Source organism: Citrobacter sp. C5_2 (assembly GCF_014596845.2).
Lineage (GTDB): Bacteria > Pseudomonadota > Gammaproteobacteria > Enterobacterales > Enterobacteriaceae > Citrobacter > Citrobacter werkmanii.
In genome coordinates, this window is record NZ_CP115032.1 from 1,119,776 (window position 1) to 1,142,651 (window position 22,876).

21 protein-coding genes and 5 tRNA genes are annotated in these 22,876 nt (G+C 54.0%); 17 read left to right on the forward strand and 9 right to left on the reverse strand.

The window, feature by feature from the left end; genetic code table 11:
* Window positions 1-166: 166 nt before the first annotated feature.
* From ICA20_RS05470 to hypF, 3 genes are all read left to right on the forward strand, one after another.
* Entirely contained in the window at window positions 167-1,180 is a 1,014-nt protein-coding gene (locus tag ICA20_RS05470; RefSeq protein ID WP_038633073.1) for a LacI family DNA-binding transcriptional regulator, read from the forward strand.
* Between the two features lie 145 nt (window positions 1,181-1,325).
* A complete protein-coding gene (gene hydN / locus ICA20_RS05475) occupies window positions 1,326-1,871 on the forward strand; it encodes an electron transport protein HydN (RefSeq protein ID WP_003037366.1) in 546 nt (181 codons plus the stop codon).
* Window positions 1,872-2,014: 143 nt separating this feature from the next.
* Complete coding sequence (gene hypF, locus ICA20_RS05480) at window positions 2,015-4,249, forward strand: carbamoyltransferase HypF (RefSeq protein WP_038633071.1); 2,235 nt, start codon at window positions 2,015-2,017, stop codon at window positions 4,247-4,249.
* Window positions 4,250-4,351: 102 nt separating this feature from the next.
* Here the strand turns inward: hypF and norW are convergent, their stop codons facing one another.
* Both norW and norV read right to left on the reverse strand, forming a co-directional pair.
* Window positions 4,352-5,485, reverse strand: a complete 1,134-nt coding sequence (gene norW / locus ICA20_RS05485) for an NADH:flavorubredoxin reductase NorW (RefSeq protein ID WP_038633069.1) — start codon at window positions 5,483-5,485, stop codon at window positions 4,352-4,354.
* A complete protein-coding gene (gene norV / locus ICA20_RS05490; RefSeq protein WP_038633066.1) occupies window positions 5,482-6,930 on the reverse strand; it encodes an anaerobic nitric oxide reductase flavorubredoxin in 1,449 nt (482 codons plus the stop codon). The genes norW and norV overlap by 4 nt, the downstream gene beginning before the upstream one ends.
* Window positions 6,931-7,117: 187 nt before the next feature.
* Here norV and norR point away from each other — a divergent pair, with 187 nt between their 5' ends.
* Window positions 7,118-8,635, forward strand: coding sequence for a nitric oxide reductase transcriptional regulator NorR (norR, locus tag ICA20_RS05495; protein WP_038633062.1), 1,518 nt, complete (start codon window positions 7,118-7,120; stop codon window positions 8,633-8,635).
* Here norR and gutQ read toward each other — a convergent pair.
* The 7 genes from gutQ to srlA form a co-directional block, all read right to left on the reverse strand.
* A complete protein-coding gene (gene gutQ, locus ICA20_RS05500) occupies window positions 8,632-9,597 on the reverse strand; it encodes an arabinose-5-phosphate isomerase GutQ (RefSeq protein ID WP_038633059.1) in 966 nt (321 codons plus the stop codon). The two genes, norR and gutQ, sit on opposite strands and share 4 nt — an antisense overlap.
* A complete protein-coding gene (locus tag ICA20_RS05505) occupies window positions 9,590-10,363 on the reverse strand; it encodes a DNA-binding transcriptional repressor (protein WP_006687181.1) in 774 nt (257 codons plus the stop codon). Before ICA20_RS05505 ends, gutQ begins: the two co-directional genes overlap by 8 nt.
* A 71-nt stretch (window positions 10,364-10,434) precedes the next feature.
* Window positions 10,435-10,794: a transcriptional regulator GutM gene (gene gutM / locus ICA20_RS05510; RefSeq protein WP_038633053.1), complete on the reverse strand. Its 360-nt coding sequence runs from the start codon at window positions 10,792-10,794 to the stop codon at window positions 10,435-10,437.
* A 101-nt stretch (window positions 10,795-10,895) separates the two neighbouring features.
* Entirely contained in the window at window positions 10,896-11,675 is a 780-nt protein-coding gene (gene srlD / locus ICA20_RS05515) for a sorbitol-6-phosphate dehydrogenase (protein WP_006687183.1), read from the reverse strand.
* Between the two features lie 17 nt (window positions 11,676-11,692).
* A complete protein-coding gene (srlB, locus tag ICA20_RS05520) occupies window positions 11,693-12,055 on the reverse strand; it encodes a PTS glucitol/sorbitol transporter subunit IIA (protein WP_038633050.1) in 363 nt (120 codons plus the stop codon).
* Between the two features lie 13 nt (window positions 12,056-12,068).
* Complete coding sequence (locus ICA20_RS05525) at window positions 12,069-13,040, reverse strand: PTS glucitol/sorbitol transporter subunit IIB (protein WP_038633048.1); 972 nt, start codon at window positions 13,038-13,040, stop codon at window positions 12,069-12,071.
* Window positions 13,037-13,600: a PTS glucitol/sorbitol transporter subunit IIC gene (gene srlA, locus ICA20_RS05530; protein WP_003825953.1), complete on the reverse strand. Its 564-nt coding sequence runs from the start codon at window positions 13,598-13,600 to the stop codon at window positions 13,037-13,039. The genes ICA20_RS05525 and srlA overlap by 4 nt, the downstream gene beginning before the upstream one ends.
* A gap of 265 nt (window positions 13,601-13,865) precedes the next feature.
* On the opposite strand from srlA, the gene mltB reads away from it, so the two are divergent.
* The 13 genes from mltB to ICA20_RS05595 all read left to right on the forward strand — a co-directional run bounded on the left by mltB (window position 13,866) and on the right by ICA20_RS05595 (window position 22,873).
* On the forward strand, window positions 13,866-14,945 hold the full coding sequence (gene mltB / locus ICA20_RS05535) for a lytic murein transglycosylase B (RefSeq protein WP_038633043.1): 1,080 nt from the start codon (window positions 13,866-13,868) through the stop codon (window positions 14,943-14,945).
* A 193-nt stretch (window positions 14,946-15,138) separates the two neighbouring features.
* Window positions 15,139-15,636 carry a nicotinamide-nucleotide amidase gene (pncC, locus tag ICA20_RS05540; RefSeq protein ID WP_003037333.1) on the forward strand — a complete coding sequence of 166 codons (498 nt, stop codon included), beginning with the start codon at window positions 15,139-15,141 and terminating at the stop codon, window positions 15,634-15,636.
* Between the two features lie 92 nt (window positions 15,637-15,728).
* Window positions 15,729-16,793, forward strand: coding sequence for a recombinase RecA (recA, locus tag ICA20_RS05545; protein ID WP_038633038.1), 1,065 nt, complete (start codon window positions 15,729-15,731; stop codon window positions 16,791-16,793).
* A 72-nt stretch (window positions 16,794-16,865) separates the two neighbouring features.
* Window positions 16,866-17,366, forward strand: a complete 501-nt coding sequence (gene recX / locus ICA20_RS05550) for a recombination regulator RecX (protein ID WP_038633035.1) — start codon at window positions 16,866-16,868, stop codon at window positions 17,364-17,366.
* 127 nt (window positions 17,367-17,493) lie between these two features.
* On the forward strand, window positions 17,494-20,121 hold the full coding sequence (gene alaS, locus ICA20_RS05555; protein ID WP_038633032.1) for an alanine--tRNA ligase: 2,628 nt from the start codon (window positions 17,494-17,496) through the stop codon (window positions 20,119-20,121).
* A 238-nt stretch (window positions 20,122-20,359) separates the two neighbouring features.
* Window positions 20,360-20,545: a carbon storage regulator CsrA gene (gene csrA / locus ICA20_RS05560; protein WP_000906486.1), complete on the forward strand. Its 186-nt coding sequence runs from the start codon at window positions 20,360-20,362 to the stop codon at window positions 20,543-20,545.
* 335 nt (window positions 20,546-20,880) lie between these two features.
* Window positions 20,881-20,973, forward strand: a tRNA-Ser gene (locus ICA20_RS05565).
* A 3-nt stretch (window positions 20,974-20,976) separates the two neighbouring features.
* Window positions 20,977-21,053 (forward strand) — tRNA-Arg (locus ICA20_RS05570).
* 191 nt (window positions 21,054-21,244) lie between these two features.
* Window positions 21,245-21,321: transfer RNA gene (locus ICA20_RS05575), tRNA-Arg, on the forward strand.
* 60 nt (window positions 21,322-21,381) lie between these two features.
* A tRNA-Arg gene (locus ICA20_RS05580) sits at window positions 21,382-21,458 on the forward strand.
* 170 nt (window positions 21,459-21,628) lie between these two features.
* Window positions 21,629-21,705, forward strand: a tRNA-Arg gene (locus ICA20_RS05585).
* Between the two features lie 176 nt (window positions 21,706-21,881).
* Window positions 21,882-22,448 carry a fructose-1-phosphate/6-phosphogluconate phosphatase gene (yqaB, locus tag ICA20_RS05590; RefSeq protein WP_038633021.1) on the forward strand — a complete coding sequence of 189 codons (567 nt, stop codon included), beginning with the start codon at window positions 21,882-21,884 and terminating at the stop codon, window positions 22,446-22,448.
* On the forward strand, window positions 22,445-22,873 hold the full coding sequence (locus ICA20_RS05595) for a YqaA family protein (protein WP_038633018.1): 429 nt from the start codon (window positions 22,445-22,447) through the stop codon (window positions 22,871-22,873). The genes yqaB and ICA20_RS05595 overlap by 4 nt, the downstream gene beginning before the upstream one ends.
* The last annotated feature ends 3 nt before the right edge of the window (window positions 22,874-22,876 follow it).

The following is a 22,876-nucleotide window of genomic DNA, read 5'->3' on the forward strand; positions in this document are numbered from 1 at the left end:
CCACAAAATCATGTTTAATTTATAATTTTTAAACAAGAATTAATTTTTATTGTTTTTATAATTGTGATGATGATCACCAGATGTCAGGCGCCGCGTTTTAGCAGCGAGGACAGCGGCGAAACGGTGCAGTACACTGCGTCACATTAAGAGAAAAGGGATGAGTACTATGACCACGATGCTGGAGGTGGCGAAGCGGGCCGGGGTGTCGAAAGCGACGGTTTCCCGGGTGCTTTCCGGGAACGGTTACGTCAGCCAGGAAACCAAAGACCGCGTGTTTCAGGCCATTGAAGAGAGTGGTTACCGCCCTAACTTGCTGGCGCGCAGTCTGGCGGCGAAAACCACGCAGACGCTGGGGCTGGTGGTCACTAACACCCTTTATCACGGCGTCTATTTCAGCGAACTGCTGTTTCACACCGCGCGGATGGCGGAGGATAAGGGGCGCCAGTTGTTGCTGGCTGATGGTAAACATAGCGCAGAGGAAGAGCGTCAGGCGATCCAGTACTTACTCGACCTGCGCTGTGACGCGATTATGATCTATCCGCGTTTTCTCAGCGTGGATGAAATAGACGAGATCATTGACGCGCACGCCCAGCCCATTATGGTGCTTAATCGACGGCTGCGTAAAAACAGTAGCCACAGCGTCTGGTGCGATCAAAAACAAACCAGCTTTAACGCCGTTGCGCAGTTGATTGCCGCCGGGCACCAGGAGATTGGTTTTATTACCGGCTCGATGGATTCGCCTACCGGCGTGGAACGACTCTCAGGCTATAAAGACGCGCTGGCTGCGCATGGCATTTCGCTAAATAATGATTTGATTGTCAAAGGAAAGTGGACGCCAGCCTGCGGTGCCGCGGGCGTTGATACGCTGCTTTCACGCAAGGTCAATTTTACCGCGCTGGTGGCCAGCAATGATGATATGGCGATAGGCGCGATGAAGCAGCTGCATGAGCAGGGTATCCGCGTGCCTGCCCAGGTGTCGGTGATTGGTTTCGATGATATCGCCATCGCGCCATACACTATTCCGGCGCTTTCCAGCGTCAAAATTCCGGTGACGGAAATGATCCAGGAAACGATAGGTCGCCTGATATTTATGCTGGGTGACGGGGCATTTACGCCGCCAAAAATCTTTACCGGGGAACTCATTCAGCGTGATTCTGTTGCGCCATACGTTTCGCGCTGACGGCTGTCATTTGTCATCGTCACTAGTGACGATGACACACCATTCTCACATCCATCAAAATAAAAACCCTTTAATAACAGTGTATTAAAATTTGGCACGATTCGTGAATGCTTCGGCAGATAATCTGTCATTGCTGGAGAAATTGATGAACCGTTTCATCATTGCAGACGCCAATAAATGCATTGGTTGCCGTACCTGTGAAGTGGCCTGCGTAGTATCCCATCAGGATAACCAGGACTGCGCATCGCTGACCCCTGAAACCTTTTTACCCCGCATTCACGTCATCAAAGGCGTTAACGTCTCCACGGCGACGCTGTGCCGCCAGTGTGAAGACGCGCCGTGCGCTAACGTCTGTCCGAACGGAGCAATCAGCCGTGATAAAGGCTTTGTCCACGTGATGCAGGAACGCTGCATTGGCTGTAAAACCTGCGTGGTGGCGTGTCCTTATGGGGCAATGGAAGTTGTCGTGCGTCCGGTTGTGCGTAACAGCGGCGCGGGCCTGAACGTTCGTGCAGAAAAAGCCGAAGCCAACAAGTGCGACCTGTGCCACCACCGTGAAGCGGGTCCTGCCTGTATGGAAGTCTGCCCGACTCACGCGCTGATTTATGTGGATCGCAATAAGCTTGAGCAACTGAGCGCTGAAAAACGCCGTCGCGCGGCGCTGGACTCCACCGCATCTTTGCTGTTCTGATCGCTAAAAATCCGCGTAAAATACGGTAGTACTTATGCCGGATGGCGGCTTCGCCTTATCCGGCCTACTTTTCGCATCCACGTAGGCCTGATAAGCGTAGCGCCATCCGGCAAACCGGGATAGATGACTGCGGGAAGGACATAATGACAATCAACAACCACTCCGGCGTACAACTGCGTATTCGCGGCAAGGTACAGGGCGTCGGGTTTCGCCCCTTCGTCTGGCAACTGGCGCAGCGCCTGCAACTGCATGGCGACGTGTGCAACGACGGTGACGGTGTGGTGGTGCGCTTACAGGAAGATCCGGCGGAGTTTATTGCGCAATTGCATCAACATTGTCCGCCGCTGGCGCGCATTGATAGCATTGAGAGCGAGCCATTCGCCTGGACGCAGCAGCCTGCCGATTTCTCGATTCGCCAAAGTGCAGGCGGTACGATGAATACGCAAATTGTCCCGGACGCCGCGACCTGTCCCGAATGCCTTGTTGAAATGAACACCCCCGGCGAACGTCGCTATCGCTACCCCTTCATCAACTGTACCCATTGTGGTCCGCGTTTTACGATTATCCGTGCCATGCCGTACGACCGTCCGTTTACCGTGATGGCGTCCTTCCCTCTCTGTGCGCAATGCGATACAGAGTATCGCGATCCCTATGACCGTCGCTTTCACGCCCAACCCGTTGCCTGCCCGCAATGCGGTCCACATCTTGAGTGGCTAAGCGCGGGTGAGCGAGCGGAAAAAGAAGAGGCGCTGCAGGCGGCGGTAGCGTTGCTAAAAGCGGGCGGCATTGTCGCTGTGAAAGGCATTGGCGGTTTTCATCTGGTCTGCGATGCGCAAAATGATAATGCTGTGGCGCTGCTCCGGTTGCGTAAACATCGCCCGGCTAAACCGTTGGCGGTGATGTTGCCTGCTGACGACGGACTGCCTGAAGCTGCGCGTCGTCTGTTAACCACCCCTGCCGCGCCGATCGTGTTGGTGCAAAAACGCTATGTAGCGGCATTGAGCGAGGGAATAGCGCCAGGGTTAACGGAAGTTGGCGTTATGCTGCCAGCGAATCCGTTGCAGCATCTCCTGTTACAAGAGATGCAGTGCCCGCTGGTAATGACCTCCGGCAACCTCAGCGGCAGGCCGCCAGCCATTACCAACGCGCAGGCGCTGGAAGATTTACGCGAGATTGCCGACGGTTTCCTGCTGCATAACCGCGAAATTGTGCAGCGTATGGATGACTCCGTGGTGCGTGAAAGTGGGGAAATGCTGCGCCGCTCGCGGGGTTACGTGCCGGATGCGGTCGCGTTGCCGCCGGGTTTTCGTGACGTGCCGCCGATGCTGTGTTTAGGCGCGGATCTAAAAAATACCTTCTGTCTGGTGCGTGGCGAACAGGCGGTTATTAGTCAGCATTTGGGCGATCTCAGCGATGACGGCATCCAGCAGCAGTGGCGTGATGCGCTGCGCCTGATCCAGAATATTTATGACTTTACGCCACAGCGTATCGTGCATGATGCTCACCCCGGCTATGTTTCCAGCCAGTGGGCCAGTGAGATGAATCTGCCGAGCGAAACGGTGCTGCATCACCATGCGCATGCTGCTGCGTGTATGGCTGAGCACGGTTGGCCGCTGGACGGTGGCGACGTTATCGCTCTGACGGTAGACGGTATCGGCATGGGAGCAAACGGCGCACTGTGGGGCGGAGAGTGTTTGCGGGTCAACTATCGTGAATGCGAACACCTGGGCGGCTTACCCGCGGTCGCGCTGGCGGGCGGCGATCTGGCGGCAAAGCAGCCGTGGCGTAACCTGCTCGCGCAGTGTCTGCGTTTTGTCCCTGACTGGCAGCAATTCCCGGAAACATCGGCGCTGCAACAGCAAAACTGGAACGTGCTGGCACGCGCCATTGAGCGGGGGATCAATGCGCCGCTGGCGTCATCGTGCGGACGGCTGTTTGATGCCGTTGCCGCCGCGCTCCAGTGCGCACCGACTTCGCTGAGCTATGAAGGCGAGGCTGCCTGCGCGCTGGAGGCACTGGCATCGCAATGTGCAGGCGTTGAGCATCCGGTAACAATCCCCTTGCAAGGTAATGAGCTTGACCTGGCTGTTTTTTGGCAGCAATGGCTGAACTGGCAGGGGGCGCCTGCAGCAAGAGCGTGGGCGTTTCATGATGCGCTGGCGTGTGGGTTTGCCACGCTGATGCGTGAGCAGGCTGAAGTGCGTGGCGTTAAGACGTTAGTATTCAGCGGTGGCGTGATGCATAACCGTTTGTTGTCATCGCGGCTGGCATTTTATCTGGCTGATTTCACCTTACTGTTCCCGCAGCGTTTACCGGCGGGTGATGGGGGATTATCGCTGGGGCAGGGCGTTATTGCCGCGGCGCGAGCGTTAGCTTAAGGGTAAGGTGCCGGATGGCGGCTGCGCCTTATCCGGCCTACAAGTGAGCATCTATTTGTAGGCCGGATAAGGCGCGAAGCGGCGCCATCCGGCACCACAGACTTACATGGGCAACGTTTTCAGCAGCGCAAAGGCCTCTTTCATCCGGTCTTCACTGACCACAAACGCACATAGCTGGCCTTCGTCGTTCATTCCTCTGGCCACCATACCTTGCGCTTCCGCGGCAATATGCCAGTTCAGATCGCGCCGCTGGGTTTCCCCCGCCAGATGCAATGGCAATTCCGGCGTTTTAACTTTTACCAGCATGGCAGGCAGCTTCAGCGGAGCATTGCCGCCGAGCAGGTTTTTCGCCAGATACATGGCGCTCAGTTGAATCGGCTGCAGGAACGGCAGGACCTGACCATTAATTTCCGCACAGTCGCCGAGGGCATAAATGTCCGGGTGGCTGGTTTGCAGATAGCTGTCGACGCAGACGCCACGATTAATGCTCAATCCGGCACGACGCGCCAGCGCCGTTTCCGGGCGCAGACCGGTGGCGGCGATCACCGCATCGACTTCTACGCGGCGACTACGATCGAGCGTGGCGCGAATACCCGATTCAGTTTTTTCCAGACCCTGAAGCTGTGATTTCAGCAGCAGATGCACGCCCATATCGGTCAGACGATGCTGTAAGCGACTGCTGACTTCCGGTGGCATCAGCGAGGCCAGAATGCTGGCGGCGTTGTCGATAAGCGTTACCGCTTTACCGGCACGACAAAAATCCATCGCCAGCTCACTGCCAATCAAACCGCCGCCGACAATGAGTACCCGCTGGGCATCACGCAGTTGCGTTTCACAGGCGCGGTATTCTTGCTGGCTGTTCAATGTGAGCATTAACTCACGTCCGGTGACTGGAGGCACAAAGGCTGAAGCCCCCGTCGCCAGCACCAGCTTGTCGTACTGCCACTGTTGGTCCTGACTTTTCACTATGTGGGCATCGGTGTCGATGTCGGTCACCCAGGTGTAGGGGAACAGGCGCAAATTAAACTGTTCGGCAAACTCCCCCGCCGACTGGCGGGTGAGGTCATCTGCACGCTGTGCCTGACTGATAACGTGGCTGAGATCGGGCTTGTTGTACTCATCCATGCTGTCAGCGGCAATCAGGGTCAACGGAACAGTTGCATCCTGTTTACGGATATTTTTGACTAACTGGCGGGCGGCGAAGCCCGAACCAATGATGACAATTCCGTGGCTCATTTTGCCTCCGTTGCCAGTACGTCGAAGACGTCTTTACCTAATGAACATTCCGGGCACAGGAAGTTATCCGGCACATCGCTCCATGGGGTACCTGGCGCGACATCCTGCAACGGTTCGCCTTTTGCTGGATCGTAAATCCACTGGCACACGCTGCACTGCATGCTTGGGCCGAGGTCAGCCGCAGCCGCAGCGGCACAAGCGCACTCTGCTTCTTTGGTTGCCGCTTTGACGGTCGTTTCCGGTAGCGGAGCAAGCGCCCACTGATGTGCAATTTCACGACCGTGCTGACGACACAGTTCCAGCGCATCCAGATCCGGACGCCATTTCGCCTTCAGGCTAAGCGACATCTCAAAACCGGCATCTTGTAAACGGGTGGACAGGCGGTCAACTGCGCCGCCGCTCCAGCCGTGAGAACCAAAGGCGCTGGCGCGTTTGTTACGAAAACGCAGGCCAGTCATCTCTTCCACCAGTCCGGCGATTTTCGGCATCATCACGTTGTTCATGGTGGAAGTACCGACCAGCACGCCTTTAGAGCGGAAGACGTTGGTCAGGACGTCGTTTTTGTCGCTACGAGCGACGTTAAAGATTTTCACCGCCACGTTCGGGTCAACTTCATTGATGCCCTGGGCAATGGCGTCCGCCATCATGCGGGTGTTGTTGGACATGGTGTCGTAGAAGATGGTGATGCGGTCTTCCTGATAATCGGCCGCCCATTTCAGGTACAGCTCAACGATCTGCGTTGGGTTGTCGCGCCATACCACACCGTGGGAGGTGGCAATCATATCGACCGGCAGATTGAAGCCGAGGATTTCAGTGATTTTCGGCGTCACCAGACGGCTGAACGGGGTCAGGATGTTGGCGTAGTAGCGTTGGCATTGTTCGAACAGTTCGGTCTGGTCAACTTCATCATTGAACAGACGTTCGTCGCAGTAATGCTGGCCGAAGGCATCGTTACTGAACAGCACCGCATCGCCGGTCATGTAGGTCATCATGCTGTCAGGCCAGTGCAGCATCGGCGTTTCAACAAAAATCAGTTGTTTGCCGTTGCCGATGTCCAGAGAATCACCGGTTTTCACCACGTTGAAGTTCCACTCCGGATGATGGTGGTGGCCGGTGATGGAATCAATCGCGTTAGCGGTGCAGTAAATTGGCGTGTCCGGGATGCAGGACATCAGTTCGGTCAGCGCTCCGGCGTGGTCTTCTTCCGCGTGGTTAATGATGATGTAGTCGATATCCGCGAGGTCAATTTCACTGCGCAGGTTCTGCACGAATTCACGGCTAAACTTATGGTCTACTGTATCGATCAGCACGTTTTTTTCTTCACGGATGAGATAGCTGTTATAGCTGCTACCGCGCAGCGTTTTGTATTCAGTGCCGTGGAAATCTCGCACTTCCCAGTCACGTTGGCCAACCCAATGAATATTATTTTTAACCAGAATAGACATAGCAACCTCAATTAATTCAGCGTTTTTCTAAAAAGATATTTTGTTAATTGCAGGTTGTGTGCCAACTTTTTAATTATTTGATTTTTAATGATTTATTATTTATTGCCTATAAAGTAGTAGTCAAAATGACTGTTTATTTTATTGTCAATATGACAATATTAATTGTCAAAATGACAATGAGGTTGCCATGAGCTTTTCAGTAGATGTGCTGGCGGGTATCGCCATTGAATTACAAAGCGGTATCGGTCATCAGGACCGTTTTCAGCGCCTGATCACGACCTTGCGCCAGGTGCTGGAGTGCGACGCATCGGCACTGCTGCGCTACGAGTCGCGACAGTTTATCCCGCTGGCTATCGATGGCCTGGCGCAGGATGTCCTCGGCCGCCGCTTCACGCTGGAGGGACATCCGCGGCTGGAGGCGATTGCCCGCGCCGGGGACGTGGTACGTTTTCCTGCCGACAGCGATCTGCCCGATCCTTATGACGGATTAATCCCGGGTCAGGAGAGCCTGAAAGTGCATGCCTGCATCGGGTTGCCGCTGTTTGCCGGACAAAGTCTGATTGGCGCGTTAACGCTGGATGGCATGGAGCCCGATCAGTTCGATGTCTTCAGCGATGAAGAGCTTAGGCTAATTGCCGCTCTGGCTGCGGGGGCGCTGAGTAATGCGTTGCTGATTGAACAACTGGAAAGCCAGAATATGCTGCCGGGTTCGTCGACGGCTTTCGAGCAGGTGACGGAAACCCAGATGATTGGTCTGTCGCCCAATATGATGCAGTTGAAAAAAGAGATTGAGATTGTGGCAGGGTCCGATCTCAACGTACTGATCAGCGGCGAAACCGGGACCGGGAAGGAGTTGGTAGCCAAAGCTATCCATGAAGGTTCGCCGCGTGCGGTGAATCCGCTGGTGTATCTCAACTGCGCGGCGTTGCCTGAAAGCGTGGCGGAAAGTGAACTTTTTGGTCACGTAAAAGGGGCTTTTACCGGGGCTATCAGTAATCGTAGCGGTAAGTTTGAAATGGCGGATAACGGCACGCTGTTTCTCGACGAGATTGGCGAACTCTCGCTGGCGCTGCAGGCCAAGCTGCTGCGCGTATTGCAGTATGGCGATATTCAGCGCGTGGGGGACGATCGCAGCCTGCGCGTTGACGTGCGCGTACTGGCGGCGACCAATCGTGATTTACGAGAAGAGGTGCTGGCGGGGAATTTTCGCGCAGATCTGTTTCATCGCCTGAGCGTTTTTCCCCTTTCCGTGCCGCCACTGCGTGAGCGCGGCGAAGATGTAGTGCTGCTGGCAGGCTATTTTTGCGAGCAATGTCGGCTGCGGCTGGGACTTTCCCGCGTTGTGTTAAGCCCCGGCGCGCGTAATCATCTGCTGAATTACGGCTGGCCCGGAAACGTGCGCGAGCTGGAACATGCCATTCATCGGGCGGTTGTGCTGGCAAGGGCCACCAGAGCAGGGGATGAGGTGGTGCTGGAGGCACAGCATTTTGCCTTGCAGGATGAAAGCCCTGTACCGCAGCCGGACGTCGTGGCAGAGATCCCGCAGCATCACAATTTGCGTGAGGCAACGGAGTCATTTCAGCGCGAGATGATCCGCCGGGCCTTGGCGCAAAATAATCACAATTGGGCGGCAAGCGCGCGGGCGCTGGAAACAGACGTCGCCAACCTGCACCGGTTGGCGAAACGCCTGGGGCTGAAGGATTAGATAATACCGGCCTGATAGAAATCCTGCAGGTTGATAGCGCCGGTGAGTTTACCGTTTTCATCTACCACCGGTGCGGCAGTGATTTTGCGTTTCATCAGGATCTCTTTGGCGTCAATCGCGCGGCTCTGCGCCTGCAGCGTAATGCCATTATGGGTCATTGCTTCGCTAACCTGCGTGGTGAGCGCGCCGCCGCCAACCAGCCAGCGGCGCAGGTCGCCGTCAGTGAAGACGCCTTTCACCAGTGACGCGTCATCACAGACAGCCACCAGACCAAGACCCGTGCGGCTGAGTTCCAGCATCGCGTCCATGACGCTGGTGGTCAGCGTCACCTGCGGAATGGCATCGTCACGGCGCATCAGATGATGCACTTTATTTAACAGACGAGCGCCCAGCGCGCCGGCCGGATGCGAGCGGGCAAAATCTTCTTCGTTAAAGCCGCGCGCCTGCATCACGGCGATTGCCAGCGCGTCGCCCATCATCAGCGTGTTGACGGTACTGGAGGTCGGCGCCAGGCGCATCGGGCAGGCTTCACGTTCAACAGAAATATCCAGCACGGCTTTGGCCGCCAGGCCCAGCGGCGAGGTTGGTTTTCCGGTCATGGCCAGCAGGGCGACGGATTTGTCTTCCAGGCGCGGAATGATGAGATCCAGCTCTTTCGCGCCGCCGGAGTAAGAGATAAACAGCATCACGTCGCGGCTTTCAATCATGCCTAAGTCGCCATGCAGCGCTTCCGCCGGATGCACAAAAAAGGCAGGGGTGCCGGTACTGGCGAGGGTCGCAGCAATTTTTTTGCCAATATGGCCTGATTTGCCAATCCCGGAGACAATGACTTTGCCTTCACAGTGGATGATAGTATTGGCGGCGCGGACAAAATCATCGCCCAGTCGCTCCGGCAGTCGACTGGCTTCCTGCAGTTCCAGCATTAACGTCTGACGGCCCGCGTTCAGTAGTGCATCACTCATTGGTTTCTCCGGTTATGATTACTTCAATCCCTTTTGCTTCCAGCGCCTGACGAAATGCAGGGTCAATACCCGCATCGGTAATCAGCTTGTCAACGCTTTCCAGACTGCACACAACATTAGGGCTTTTACGCCCAAATTTTGAGGAGTCAGCCATCAGAATCACTTCGCGAGCGGCATTGCACATCGCTTTACTGACGCTAAAGACCTCATTAAAGGTGGTCACGCCGGCATTGAGGTCAATACCGTCGGTACCCATGAAGAGTTTATCAAAGCTGAATTGCTCAAAGGCGTTTTCTGCCAGTTGACCGTGAAATGACGCAGATTTTTTGCGAAAGGTCCCGCCAGGCATCAGGATGGTTTGCTCGTTGTCCAGCTCCGAAAGGGCATTAACAATGTGCAGACTGTTGGTCATGACGGTGATGTTGCTAAAGCGGGTAAGCATCGGCACCATCTGCAATACGGTACTGCCCGCATCCAGAATGATGGAGTCGCCATCATGGATATAACGGACGGCGGCTTCAGCGATCTGCTCTTTTTTATGCGTGTTAATTAGGGTTTTGTGATCGATGGGCGGGTCAGATTCATCTTTGTTCAACACTACGCCGCCATAGGTACGAATGACGGTTCCAGCATTTTCCAGAATGACCAGGTCTTTGCGAATGGTTGTGCCGGTCGTGTCAAAGTAGTGGGCCAGTTCTTCAACCGAGCATTTTCCCTGCTTTTGCAGGTGCTCCAGTATGGCAGCCTGACGCTGACGAGGTTTCATAGGCGTGATTACCCTGACTTATTTAGGTTGCAAAATGATAATTTCGCAAGCTATTAGCATTCACAACGAAATTACCCATGTTTCAGTTTAAGCGCCAATGATAGTGCATTCTGCGCTAACGGATCATGGGGAAAGATCACATCAGGCTGTAAATCATCAAGATGTTTGCCCATTATGGTGGCAATTTTGCCGGGTCTGGCGAATACGGTAAGACCTTTCATAAATAACGTATCGGTAACCCGCTGTTGCTCATCAAGTGCGATGGCGACGACCACGCGCGGCTTAAACCGTCCGCCGGAACGCCCCACGCCCACCCGACCCCGCTGACAAAGTTTATCGAACGCGCGGTTAAAGCGGGATATTTGCCAGCCACCAAGCGCCAGTTGCAGGCACCAGGCGATGGCGGCGACGGTAATCAGTGCGGAAACCATAATGCGCTCCTTTGATTTTGCCGGATGACGGCTGCGCCTAATCCGGCCTACATAATATTCGTAGGCCCGGTAAGCACAGCGCCACCGGGCAGTCATACCTCTTAGAACATCACCTGACCGCCGGTGACATTAATCGATTGTCCGGTGCAGTAAGAGGCTTTCGAACTGGCATAAAACAGCAGCATGTTCAGCACGTCCTGATAATCGCAGCCGCGTTTGAGCGGAACCTTATCAATGTAATACTGCTCTACTTCATCCGGCTTAAGGCCCAGTTTGGTAGCGTACTGCGGTAATAATGACTGGAACATCGGTGATTTCAACAGGTTGCCGAGCATCAGCGAATGGACGGTAATCCCGTATTCCGCCAGATCCAGCGCCAGCGATTGGGTTAAACCCACGCCGCCAAATTTTGCCGCGCTGTAGCCCGAATTGTGTTTACTGCCTACTTTCCCTGATTTGGAGTTGATCTGGATAATGCGTCCCTGAACGCCATCGCGGATCATCAGGCGCGAGAATTCACGGGCGCAGAGGAAGTAACCGACCAGATTCACCTGCAGCGAGCGGTCGAAATCCCCAAGCTGAAAGTCGCTGATAAACGCGGCTTTAGCGATACCCGCGCTGTAAACCAGCAGGTCGACGCGACCAAATATTTCATCCACTCCGCGTGACAGTGCCAGCACGCTCTGTTCGCTGGTGGCATCAGCGCCAAAACCGTACGCTGTGCCTGCGCCAAACTCGGCGTTAATCTCCTGCGCGACGTTGGCGGCTTTATCGCTTTGAATATCCACCACCGCGACGCGGTATCCTTCTGTCGCAAGCCCACGGCAAAGGAACGCTCCCAGGGTCTGGCCTCCACCAATGACAACGGCAACCTGATTCATCTTTTTCTCCTTCAATCTTAAGCAACAAACTTCAAAATACAGCCCGGCGCGATATCGTCCGGTACAGGGCCCGCCACATGTACGGTGCCAGGGAATTCCGCTTCGCTGAGTCCGTCAAAACGTAGGGTGATATGCCCCAGTTCACGTAAGTTTTGTTCCGCCACGCTGCCAACGGCGGTGACCGGGTAGTGATGCTGGCCCAGTTCAAACTGGATCCCGGCGTGCAAAGAACCGTTCAGATCGCCGTGGCAATGGATGAAGCAAAACTCTTCAATATCCGCTGGCGCGCCTTCACGAAAGGTAATTAACATCTGGTCGCAAAGTGCGTCCGGGGCGCTTTGGCCGATGCGGGTGATGGTGGTTTGATAAATCACGGTCATTTTTGAGTACCTCTTATTGGTAAATAAAGCCGGATACAAACCAGGCGATGAGAACGGTAGGCGCGCCGGTCAGGAAGCGGCTTACCAGGACGGATGGCACGCCGACGCGGACCGTGTCCTGACGCGCTTCGGCCAGCGATAACCCCACGGGAATAAAGTCGCATGCGGCTTGCGCATTAATGGCAAACAAGGCCGGTAGCGCCAGATGGGGAGGGATGTTCCCAAGGCCAATCTGTACGCCGATCAGCACCCCGATAACCTGGGCGATGACCGCACCAGGGCCGAGGAAAGGCGACAGCAGCGGGAAAGAGCAAATCAGCGCCAGCGTCACCAGTCCCAGCGGGTGGCTGGCGAGCGGTGCGAGTCCATGGGCTATCCAGTCTCCCAGACCAGAAGCCATGATGATGCCGATCAGCGCCGAGACGAACGCCATAAATGGCAGAATGGTTTTCAGAACGGTATCAATAGTGTCGCGACCGGCCTGGAACAGGACAGCAACGGCTGACCCCATGCCCATACCGACTTTTGCCAACAGACCATCGCTTTGTTCAGTAATCTTTTTACTGGTGTTGTAATCGCGACCAATCGTGCTGCTTGCAGGTTGCGGCGCAATGGATGCTTCACCGACAACGGTAATGTTTTCTTCTTTTACGCCAGAGACATAGATATCTTCGACAATGTACTGGGCCAGCGGACCGGATTTCCCCGTGGCGTGAATATTTACCGTGGGTATACGACGTTTAGGATAGATCCCACAGCGCAGCGTGCCACCGCAGTCGATGATCGCCACGCCAATTTCACTCTCCGGCGGTTCGCCCTCTTTGAAACCATCAACGGCCTGCCAGCCAGTCAGATTCGCCAGCGTGTCGACAATCGCAGGGCGAGTCCCGGCAGTGATATAGACAATTTTCTTGCCCGGTACGGCATCCAGTTCAAGCGGGCCGCCCCAGCCGCCGGTGCCTTTTTCAATACGAATACGCGTCATGATGTTGCTCCCGCCAGATGAACTTTCTGCTCAAGTTGAATGCCCATTTTTTTCTCGAAAATGGCGGTGGTGAAATCGGTTACCCAGCCGCGGAAGAAGTTGGTGACCAGACCGACCAGCAAATAGCTCACCGCCAGCGGGCCAAGCGGTAGGCCCAGCGTCGTCAGGCCGCTGGCGATACCGAGATAGACAAACAGCTCGCCGGGGTTGATGTGCGGGAATAAGCCATTCATGGAATGGCAGCTATAAGAGGCCGCAGCGTAGTAGCTGGGCTTGTACTTTTCAGGCATAAAGCGGCCCAGGCTTAGCGTCATCGGATTACAAAACACAAATGTGCCGATGCACGGCAGCAGCAGATAGCGGGACAGTGGGTTTCCGGCGCAGCGCTGAGCAAAACGTTCAATACGCTGCTGGCCGATAAAGTTAATCAGCGCATTCATGATGACCAGCAGGCTAATCAGCAGGGGAAGAATACCGGTCACCATGCCGGTAAACACCTCTCCGCCTTTCTGGAACAGCCCGATAAACCACTCAGCACCGAGTGTGATGGTGTCGATCATTATTCTCTCCTGTAGGGTTTTTTAGTTATCTTGCCAAACGGAAACTAATTTTAATCAGATCGAAAGATTTAAAAGTGTTATTTTGATCTCAAAATGAAAGGTAAATATTTTATTTTGAAAGTTGTTGCGTAAGCGCTCGCAAATATGACGGTCGGAAGTGCAAGAGGGGGGAAATTCTGTGAAGCAGAGCGACTACTGCTTCCTTGTATGGCGGAGGATGCTTTACCATACTTCTCCCAGGCTGAATTTGTTTAATGGATGTCTCATGTTCAAGCGTCGTTATGTAGCGTTACTTCCCCTTTTCGTATTGCTTGCTGCCTGTAGCAGCAAACCTAAACCTTCAGAGACTCAAACGACTACGGGTACGCCATCCGGCGGTTTCCTGCTTGAGCCACAGCACAATGTCATGCTAACGGGCGGCGATTTTGCCAATAACCCGAACGCGCAACAGTTCATCGAGAAGATGGTGAACAAGCATGGCTTTGATCGCCAGCAGTTGCAGGAGATCCTGTCGCAGGCCAAGCGGCTGGACTCGGTATTGCGTTTGATGGACCGTCAGGCGCCGACGACTCAACCTCCAGCCGGACCTAACGGCGCGTGGCTGCGTTATCGCAAGCAGTTCATCACGCCGGACAACGTGCAAAACGGCGTGGCCTTCTGGAATCAATATGAAGATGCCCTGAACCGTGCGTGGCAGGTCTACGGCGTACCACCGGAAATCATCGTCGGTATTATTGGCGTAGAGACGCGCTGGGGCCGCGTGATGGGCAAAACGCGAATTCTGGATGCGCTGGCGACGCTGTCCTTTAATTATCCTCGTCGTGCGGAATACTTCTCTGGCGAACTGGAAACTTTCCTGTTGATGGCGCGAGATGAAAGTGATGATCCGCTCGATTTGAAAGGTTCCTTCGCCGGTGCGATGGGCTACGGCCAGTTTATGCCGTCTTCCTATAAAGAATATGCGGTCGATTTCAATGGCGATGGGCACATTAATCTGTGGGATCCGGTTGACGCCATCGGTAGCGTGGCGAACTATTTCAAAGGCCACGGCTGGGTGAAAGGCGATACGGTCGCGGTGCCGGCGAATGGTCAGGCGCCTGGGCTGGCGAACGGCTTTAAAACCCAGTACAGCATTTCACAGCTTGCCGCCGCGGGTCTGACGCCGCAGCAGTCGTTGGGGAATCATCAGCAGGCCAGCCTGCTGCGCCTGGATATTGGCACCGGTTATCAGTACTGGTACGGGCTGCCAAACTTCTACACTATCACCCGCTATAACCACAGTACCCACTACGCGATGGCGGTGTGGCAATTGGGTCAGGCGGTAGCGCTGGCGCGCGTACAGTAATCGCTCCAACCGGCCTACAGATAAGATATTGCTTGTAGGCCGGATAAGATGCTCTGACATCGCCATCCGGCGGGTCTTATTTTGCAACAGATCAATTTTTGGAATCCCCCTCGTAAAACGTTCTCCCCATCCCCACATTGGTTGTGAAAGTGCTATCTTGTGCGGCATATTTTTTTAACTGACAGAGGCTGAAATGACCGACAGTGAACTGATGCAGTTAAGCGAGCAGGTTGGCCTGGCGCTGAAAGCGCGCGGGGCGACCGTTACGACGGCGGAATCCTGCACCGGCGGTTGGGTGGCCAAAGCCATTACGGATATTGCCGGCAGTTCCGCCTGGTTTGAACGCGGGTTCGTGACCTACAGCAATGAAGCCAAAGCGCAGATGATTGGCGTGCGCGAAGAGACGCTGGCCCAGCATGGCGCGGTGAGTGAGCCTGTCGTCGTGGAAATGGCGATTGGCGCGCTAAAAGCGGCCCGCGCGCATTTCGCGGTCTCGATCAGCGGTATTGCGGGGCCGGATGGCGGCAGTGAGGAAAAGCCTGTGGGTACGGTATGGTTTGCCTTTGCCAGCGCAAGCGGCGAGGGGATTACCCGCCGGGAATGTTTCAGCGGTGACCGCGATGCGGTACGTCGGCAGGCGACTGCCTATGCGTTACAAACCCTGTGGCAACAATTTCTACAAAATACTTGATACTGTATGAGCATACAGTATAATTGCCTCAACAGAACATTATCTTTCACGTTTCGCGGTTTACCCCGAAAGCGGCATGACAGGAGTAATTAATGGCTATCGACGAAAACAAACAGAAAGCGTTGGCGGCAGCGCTGGGTCAGATCGAAAAGCAATTCGGTAAAGGCTCCATCATGCGCCTGGGTGAAGACCGTTCCATGGATGTGGAAACCATCTCCACCGGTTCGCTTTCTCTGGACATCGCATTGGGCGCGGGCGGTTTGCCAATGGGCCGTATCGTCGAAATCTACGGGCCTGAATCTTCCGGTAAAACGACGCTGACGCTGCAGGTTATTGCCGCCGCTCAGCGCGAAGGTAAAACCTGTGCGTTTATTGATGCGGAACACGCGCTGGATCCCGTCTATGCCCGTAAGCTTGGCGTTGATATCGACAACCTGCTGTGTTCCCAGCCGGATACCGGCGAACAAGCGCTGGAAATCTGTGATGCGCTGGCGCGTTCCGGTGCGGTTGACGTTATCGTTGTCGACTCCGTGGCGGCGCTGACGCCGAAAGCGGAAATCGAAGGCGAGATTGGCGACTCTCACATGGGTCTTGCGGCGCGTATGATGAGCCAGGCGATGCGTAAGCTGGCCGGTAACCTGAAGCAGTCCAACACGCTGCTGATTTTCATCAACCAGATCCGTATGAAAATTGGCGTTATGTTCGGTAACCCGGAAACCACTACCGGTGGTAACGCGCTGAAATTCTATGCCTCCGTGCGCCTGGACATTCGCCGTATTGGCGCAGTGAAAGAGGGCGACAACGTGGTCGGTAGCGAAACCCGCGTTAAGGTCGTGAAAAACAAAATCGCCGCGCCGTTTAAACAGGCTGAATTCCAGATTCTGTACGGTGAAGGTATCAACTTCTATGGCGAACTGGTTGATCTGGGCGTGAAAGAGAAGCTGATTGAAAAAGCCGGTGCATGGTACAGCTATAACGGTGAGAAAATCGGTCAGGGTAAAGCGAATGCGACCAACTGGCTGAAAGAAAACCCGGCAACCGCAAAAGAAATTGAGAAGAAATTGCGCGAGCTACTGCTCAATAACCAGGATTCAACGCCAGATTTCTCCGTTGATGACGGTGGCGAAGACGTAGCAGAAACGAACGAAGATTTCTGATAATCTGTTTTGCATCGCATACAGTAAAGGGCTGCATATCATGCAGCCCTTTTGCATTTCTGAAGGTTTACTATGACAGATGCAACTTCCCGCCGATCCGCTTATTCCCGACTGCTTGATCGCGCTGTGCGTATTCTGGCAATGCGCGATCACAGCGAACAGGAACTGCGGCGGAAGCTGGCCGCGCCGGTGATGGGCAAACAAGGGCCGGAAGACATTGATGCTTCCCCGGAAGATTACGACAAGGTCATTGCCTGGTGCATTGAAAGCCGTTATCTGGATGATGACCGCTTCGTACAACAGTTTATTGCCAGCCGTAGCCGCAAAGGTTATGGGCCTGCGCGAGTGCGGCAGGAACTCAGCCAGAAAGGGATCTCGCGTGAGGCTATTGAGCGCGCCATGCGCGAATGTGAAATTGACTGGGCAGTACTTGCGCGCGAGCAGGCAATCAGGAAATACGGTGAACCTTTACCAGTCGATTTTTCAGATAAGGTAAAGGTCCAGCGTTTTTTGCTCTATCGTGGCTATCTGATGGAAGATATTCAGGCAATATGGCGAAATTTTGACGATTGAGCGCATACGGGATTTTACTTCCCAGTAAAGAAAACTTATCTTATTCCCACTTTTCGATTGCCAGAGGCGCAGTTTGCTGCTGATGCTGGTAATGACATTTCGTTAGCTTGATTTCTTCAGGATAATTATGAGCAAGAGCACCGCTGAGATCCGTCAGGCGTTTCTCGATTTTTTCCATAGTAAAGGACATCAGGTAGTTGCCAGCAGCTCCCTGATACCAAACAATGACCCTACTTTGTTGTTTACCAACGCCGGGATGAACCAGTTCAAGGATGTTTTCCTTGGCCTCGACAAGCGTAATTATTCCCGCGCAACCACCTCGCAGCGTTGTGTACGTGCGGGCGGTAAGCACAACGACCTGGAAAACGTCGGTTACACTGCACGTCACCATACCTTCTTCGAAATGCTGGGCAACTTCAGCTTCGGCGATTATTTCAAACACGACGCCATTCAATTCGCATGGGAACTGCTGACCGGTGAAAACTGGTTTGCCCTGCCAAAAGAACGTCTGTGGGTCACCGTCTATGAAACTGACGATGAAGCCTATGAAATTTGGGAAAAAGAAGTTGGTATTCCGCGCGAGCGTATCATCCGCATTGGTGATAACAAAGGCGCGGCCTATGCTTCCGACAACTTCTGGCAAATGGGTGATACCGGTCCTTGCGGTCCGTGCACCGAAATTTTCTACGACCACGGCGACCACATTTGGGGCGGCCCTCCGGGAAGCGCAGAAGAAGATGGCGATCGCTACATTGAGATCTGGAACATCGTCTTCATGCAGTTCAACCGTCAGGCTGACGGCACCATGGAACCGCTGCCGAAGCCGTCCGTGGATACCGGTATGGGGCTGGAGCGTATTGCGGCCGTGCTGCAACACGTTAACTCCAACTATGAAATTGACCTGTTCCGCTCACTGATTGAATCCGTCGCGAAAGTTACTGGTGCGACCGATCTGAGCAACAAGTCGCTGCGCGTTATCGCCGACCATATCCGTTCTTGTGCATTCCTTATTGCCGATGGCGTTGTCCCGTCGAATGAAAACCGTGGCTATGTGCTGCGCCGTATCATTCGCCGCGCGGTACGTCATGGCAACATGCTGGGCGCGAAGGATACCTTCTTCTACAAGCTGGTTGGTCCGTTGGTAGAAGTCATGGGGTCTGCAGGTGAAGAGCTGAAGCGTCAACAGGCAATGGTTGAACAGGTTCTGAAAACCGAAGAAGAACAGTTCGCTCGTACGCTGGAACGTGGTCTGGCACTGCTGGACGAAGAGCTGGCAAAACTGACGGGTGATACGCTGGATGGCGAAACCGCCTTCCGTCTGTATGACACATACGGCTTCCCGGTTGACCTGACGGCAGACGTTTGCCGCGAGCGCAACATCAAGGTTGACGAGGCGGGCTTTGAAGCCGCAATGGAAGAACAGCGCCGTCGTGCGCGTGAAGCCAGCGGTTTTGGCGCAGACTACAATGCGATGATTCGCGTTGATGGCGCTTCAGAATTTAAAGGGTATGAGCATCTTGAGCTGAACGGCAAAGTGACTGCGCTGTTTGTCGATGGTAAAGCGGTAGACGCCATTAACGCCGGTCAGGACGCTGTTGTTGTACTGGATCAGACGCCGTTCTATGCGGAATCTGGCGGTCAGGTTGGCGACAAGGGCGAACTGAAAGGTGCGGGCTTTGCGTTTGCCGTGAGCGACACGCAAAAATATGGTCAGGCGATTGGTCATATCGGCAAACTGTCTGCGGGTTCTCTGAGAATTGGCGATGCAGTACAGGCTGATGTGGATGAAGCGCGTCGTGCGCGTATCCGCTTGAATCACTCCGCAACGCACCTGATGCACGCGGCGCTGCGCCAGGTATTGGGCACGCATGTGGCACAGAAAGGCTCGCTGGTTAACGATAAAGTGCTGCGTTTCGACTTCTCTCATACCGAAGCCATGAAGCCTGCTGAAATCCGTGCCGTTGAAGATCTCGTGAATGCGCAAATTCGTCGCAACCTGCCGATTGAAACGAACATCATGGATCTGGAAGCGGCGAAAGCTAAAGGCGCAATGGCGCTGTTTGGCGAGAAATATGATGACCACGTGCGCGTTCTGAGTATGGGCGATTTCTCCACCGAACTGTGTGGCGGTACTCACGCCAGCCGTACGGGGGATATCGGTCTGTTCCGCATTGTGTCTGAGTCAGGCACGGCGGCGGGCGTTCGTCGTATCGAAGCCGTAACCGGTGAAGGCGCTATCCAAACCGTGCATGCTGAGAGCGACCGCTTAAGCGATATCGCGCAGCTGCTGAAAGGCGATAGCCAGAATATCGGTGATAAAGTGCGTTCTGTACTGGAACGTACGCGTCAACTCGAAAAAGAATTGCAGCAATTGAAGGAACAGGCTGCGGCGCAGGAGAGTGCAAATCTCTCCAGCAAAGCGGTTGATATCAACGGCGTGAAGCTGCTGGTCAGTGAACTTGCGGACGTTGAGCCGAAAATGTTGCGTACCATGGTTGATGATCTGAAAAATCAACTGGGGTCTACTGTTATCGTTCTGGCAACGGTAGTTGAAGGTAAGGTTTCTCTGATTGCTGGTGTGTCTAAGGATGTGACAGACCGAGTGAAAGCAGGGGAACTGGTTGGTATGGTCGCTCAGCAGGTAGGCGGTAAGGGTGGTGGTCGTCCGGACATGGCGCAAGCCGGTGGTACGGATGCAGCGGCTCTGCCTGCAGCGTTAGCCAGTGTGAAAGGCTGGGTCAGCGCAAAACTGTAATAATTATAAGCGTAAGTCGACGCTGCGGGCTTCAATCCGCAGCGTTTGCATCAACGCTATCGACAACGATAAAGTCAGGTTGAAGTTGTGTATATCGGCTAAACTTAGGTTTAACAGAATGTGATGCCGTGACTGCTTACACTTAGGTGTTTGTCATCGCTTACTTTTTGGCGTTATATGATGGATAATGCCGGGATACAGAGAGACCCGACTCTTTTAATCTTTCAAGGAGCAAAGAATGCTGATTCTGACTCGTCGAGTTGGTGAGACCCTCATGATAGGCGATGAGGTCACCGTGACAGTTTTAGGGGTGAAGGGCAACCAGGTACGCATTGGCGTAAACGCCCCGAAAGAAGTTTCTGTCCATCGTGAAGAGATCTACCAGCGTATCCAGGCTGAAAAATCCCAGCAGTCCAGTTATTAAGGTTTTCGCGTCTCACCTTTCTGGTGAGGCGCAACCTGATTGAGTTGTCCTTTTTCTTCGCTTTCTGCTTCACTCCCCCCATTTTCTCTTTTCCTATACGCACATTGTCGATCCCGGCGAATTTTCTGTTTGTTCATTGTCTGCGGAAACTGCCAATTTATCTGTTGATAAAACACTCTTTTTGCCGTTTTTGCAGACTAATTGCGCGTGAAATGTGCAAACGATAAAAGCTCTGGAAAAATTGTTTGACTTATAAGTCCCAGAAAGTAATATGTGCGCCACGCAGCGACGATGAGCAGAAACAAGTTCTTCGGAGCACTCGTAAGAGGCGTGTTGGTGAGGTGGCCGAGAGGCTGAAGGCGCTCCCCTGCTAAGGGAGTATGCGGTCAAAAGCTGCATCCGGGGTTCGAATCCCCGCCTCACCGCCATTTGCATCCGTAGCTCAGCTGGATAGAGTACTCGGCTACGAACCGAGCGGTCGGAGGTTCGAATCCTCCCGGATGCACCATCTTCTACGAGATAACAGCTAAACTGTTGTTTCATGGTGTGCGAGATAATCGCCAGCACCAGGGAGGATAACGTTGCTTCAGCAACGGCCCGCAGGGCGAGGTGCAGCCGAGTAATCCTCCCGGATGCACCATATTACTTGATAGCGCTTTAGTAGCGACATCAAATCTGCAGTAAAGTAAGTTTCCCGATGCATCCGTAGCTCAGCTGGATAGAGTACTCGGCTACGAACCGAGCGGTCGGAGGTTCGAATCCTCCCGGATGCACCATCTCTTACTTGATATCGTTTATTACGATATCAATATCGGCAGTAAAGCAAGTTTTCCGATGCATCCGTAGCTCAGCTGGATAGAGTACTCGGCTACGAACCGAGCGGTCGGAGGTTCGAATCCTCCCGGATGCACCATCTTATCCTGAATAACAGCGAAACTGTTGTTGTATGGTCTGCGAGACGATCGCCAGCACCAGGGAGGATAACGTTGCTTCAGCAACGGCCCGCAGGGCGAGGCGCAGCCGAGTAATCCTCCCGGATGCACCATCTTCTTGCCGTATCAGTAGTAATCAGCAATTCCCGATGCATCCGTAGCTCAGCTGGATAGAGTACTCGGCTACGAACCGAGCGGTCGGAGGTTCGAATCCTCCCGGATGCACCATCTTCTCCTGAATAACAGCGAAACTGTTTCTTCATGGTCTGCGAGATAATCGCCTGAATTTTCCCCCTCTTGAATCATTTCCACATACTCCCTGAACATCCCTCAATTCGCTGTCAGCGACAAAATCAATCAATTACGATAAAATAACGTCTGGTCATTCGGCTTGTGAGAAGACGATGTACGAACGTTATGCGGGTTTGATTTTTGATATGGATGGCACCATCCTGGATACCGAACCTACGCACCGTAAGGCGTGGCGTGAGGTATTGGGCCATTATGGGCTACGGTTTGATGAACAAGCCATGGTTGCCCTCAACGGCTCTCCAACGTGGCGTATTGCCCAGGCGGTGATTGAATTGAATCATGCCGATATTGACCCCCATGTTTTGGCACGAGAAAAAACGGACAAGGTAAAAAGCATGCTGCTGGATAGCGTCCAGCCTTTACCGTTGGTTGAAGTAGTGAAAGCCTGGCATGGCCGCCGTCCTATGTCGGTAGGGACGGGGAGTGAAAGCGCAATTGCAGAGGCTCTGCTCGCTCACCTTGGTCTGCGTCGTTATTTTGATGCTGTGGTGGCCGCCGATCACGTACAACGCCATAAGCCTGCTCCTGATACGTTCTTGCTTTGTGCTGAGCGAATGGGGGTTGTTCCGGCGCGCTGCATCGTGTTTGAAGATGCCGATTTTGGACTGCAGGCGGCGAGCGCAGCGGGGATGGACGCCGTGGATGTTCGGTTATTGTGAGTGATGGACTATCGCTCCTGTCACTGTTTGCCAGCAGTTTTCTCAGCGCCACGCTATTACCCGGCAATTCTGAAGTTGTTCTGGTTGCTTTGCTGATTTCTGGGGTAAGTCATCCCTGGGTCTTAGTCTTAACAGCAACAATGGGTAATAGCCTTGGAGGGTTAACTAACGTTATCCTTGGGCGTTTCTTTCCATTGCGTAAAACATCGCGCTGGCAAGAGAAAGCCACTGGCTGGCTGCGGCGCTATGGCGCTGTCACACTATTATTAAGCTGGATGCCGGTTGTGGGTGATTTACTGTGCCTGTTAGCTGGATGGATGCGCATCTCGTGGGGCCCAGTTCTCTTTTTCTTATGCCTTGGCAAGGCGTTGCGCTATGTTGTTGTCGCAGCGGTTACGACGCAAGGCATTATGTGGTGGCACTAATTG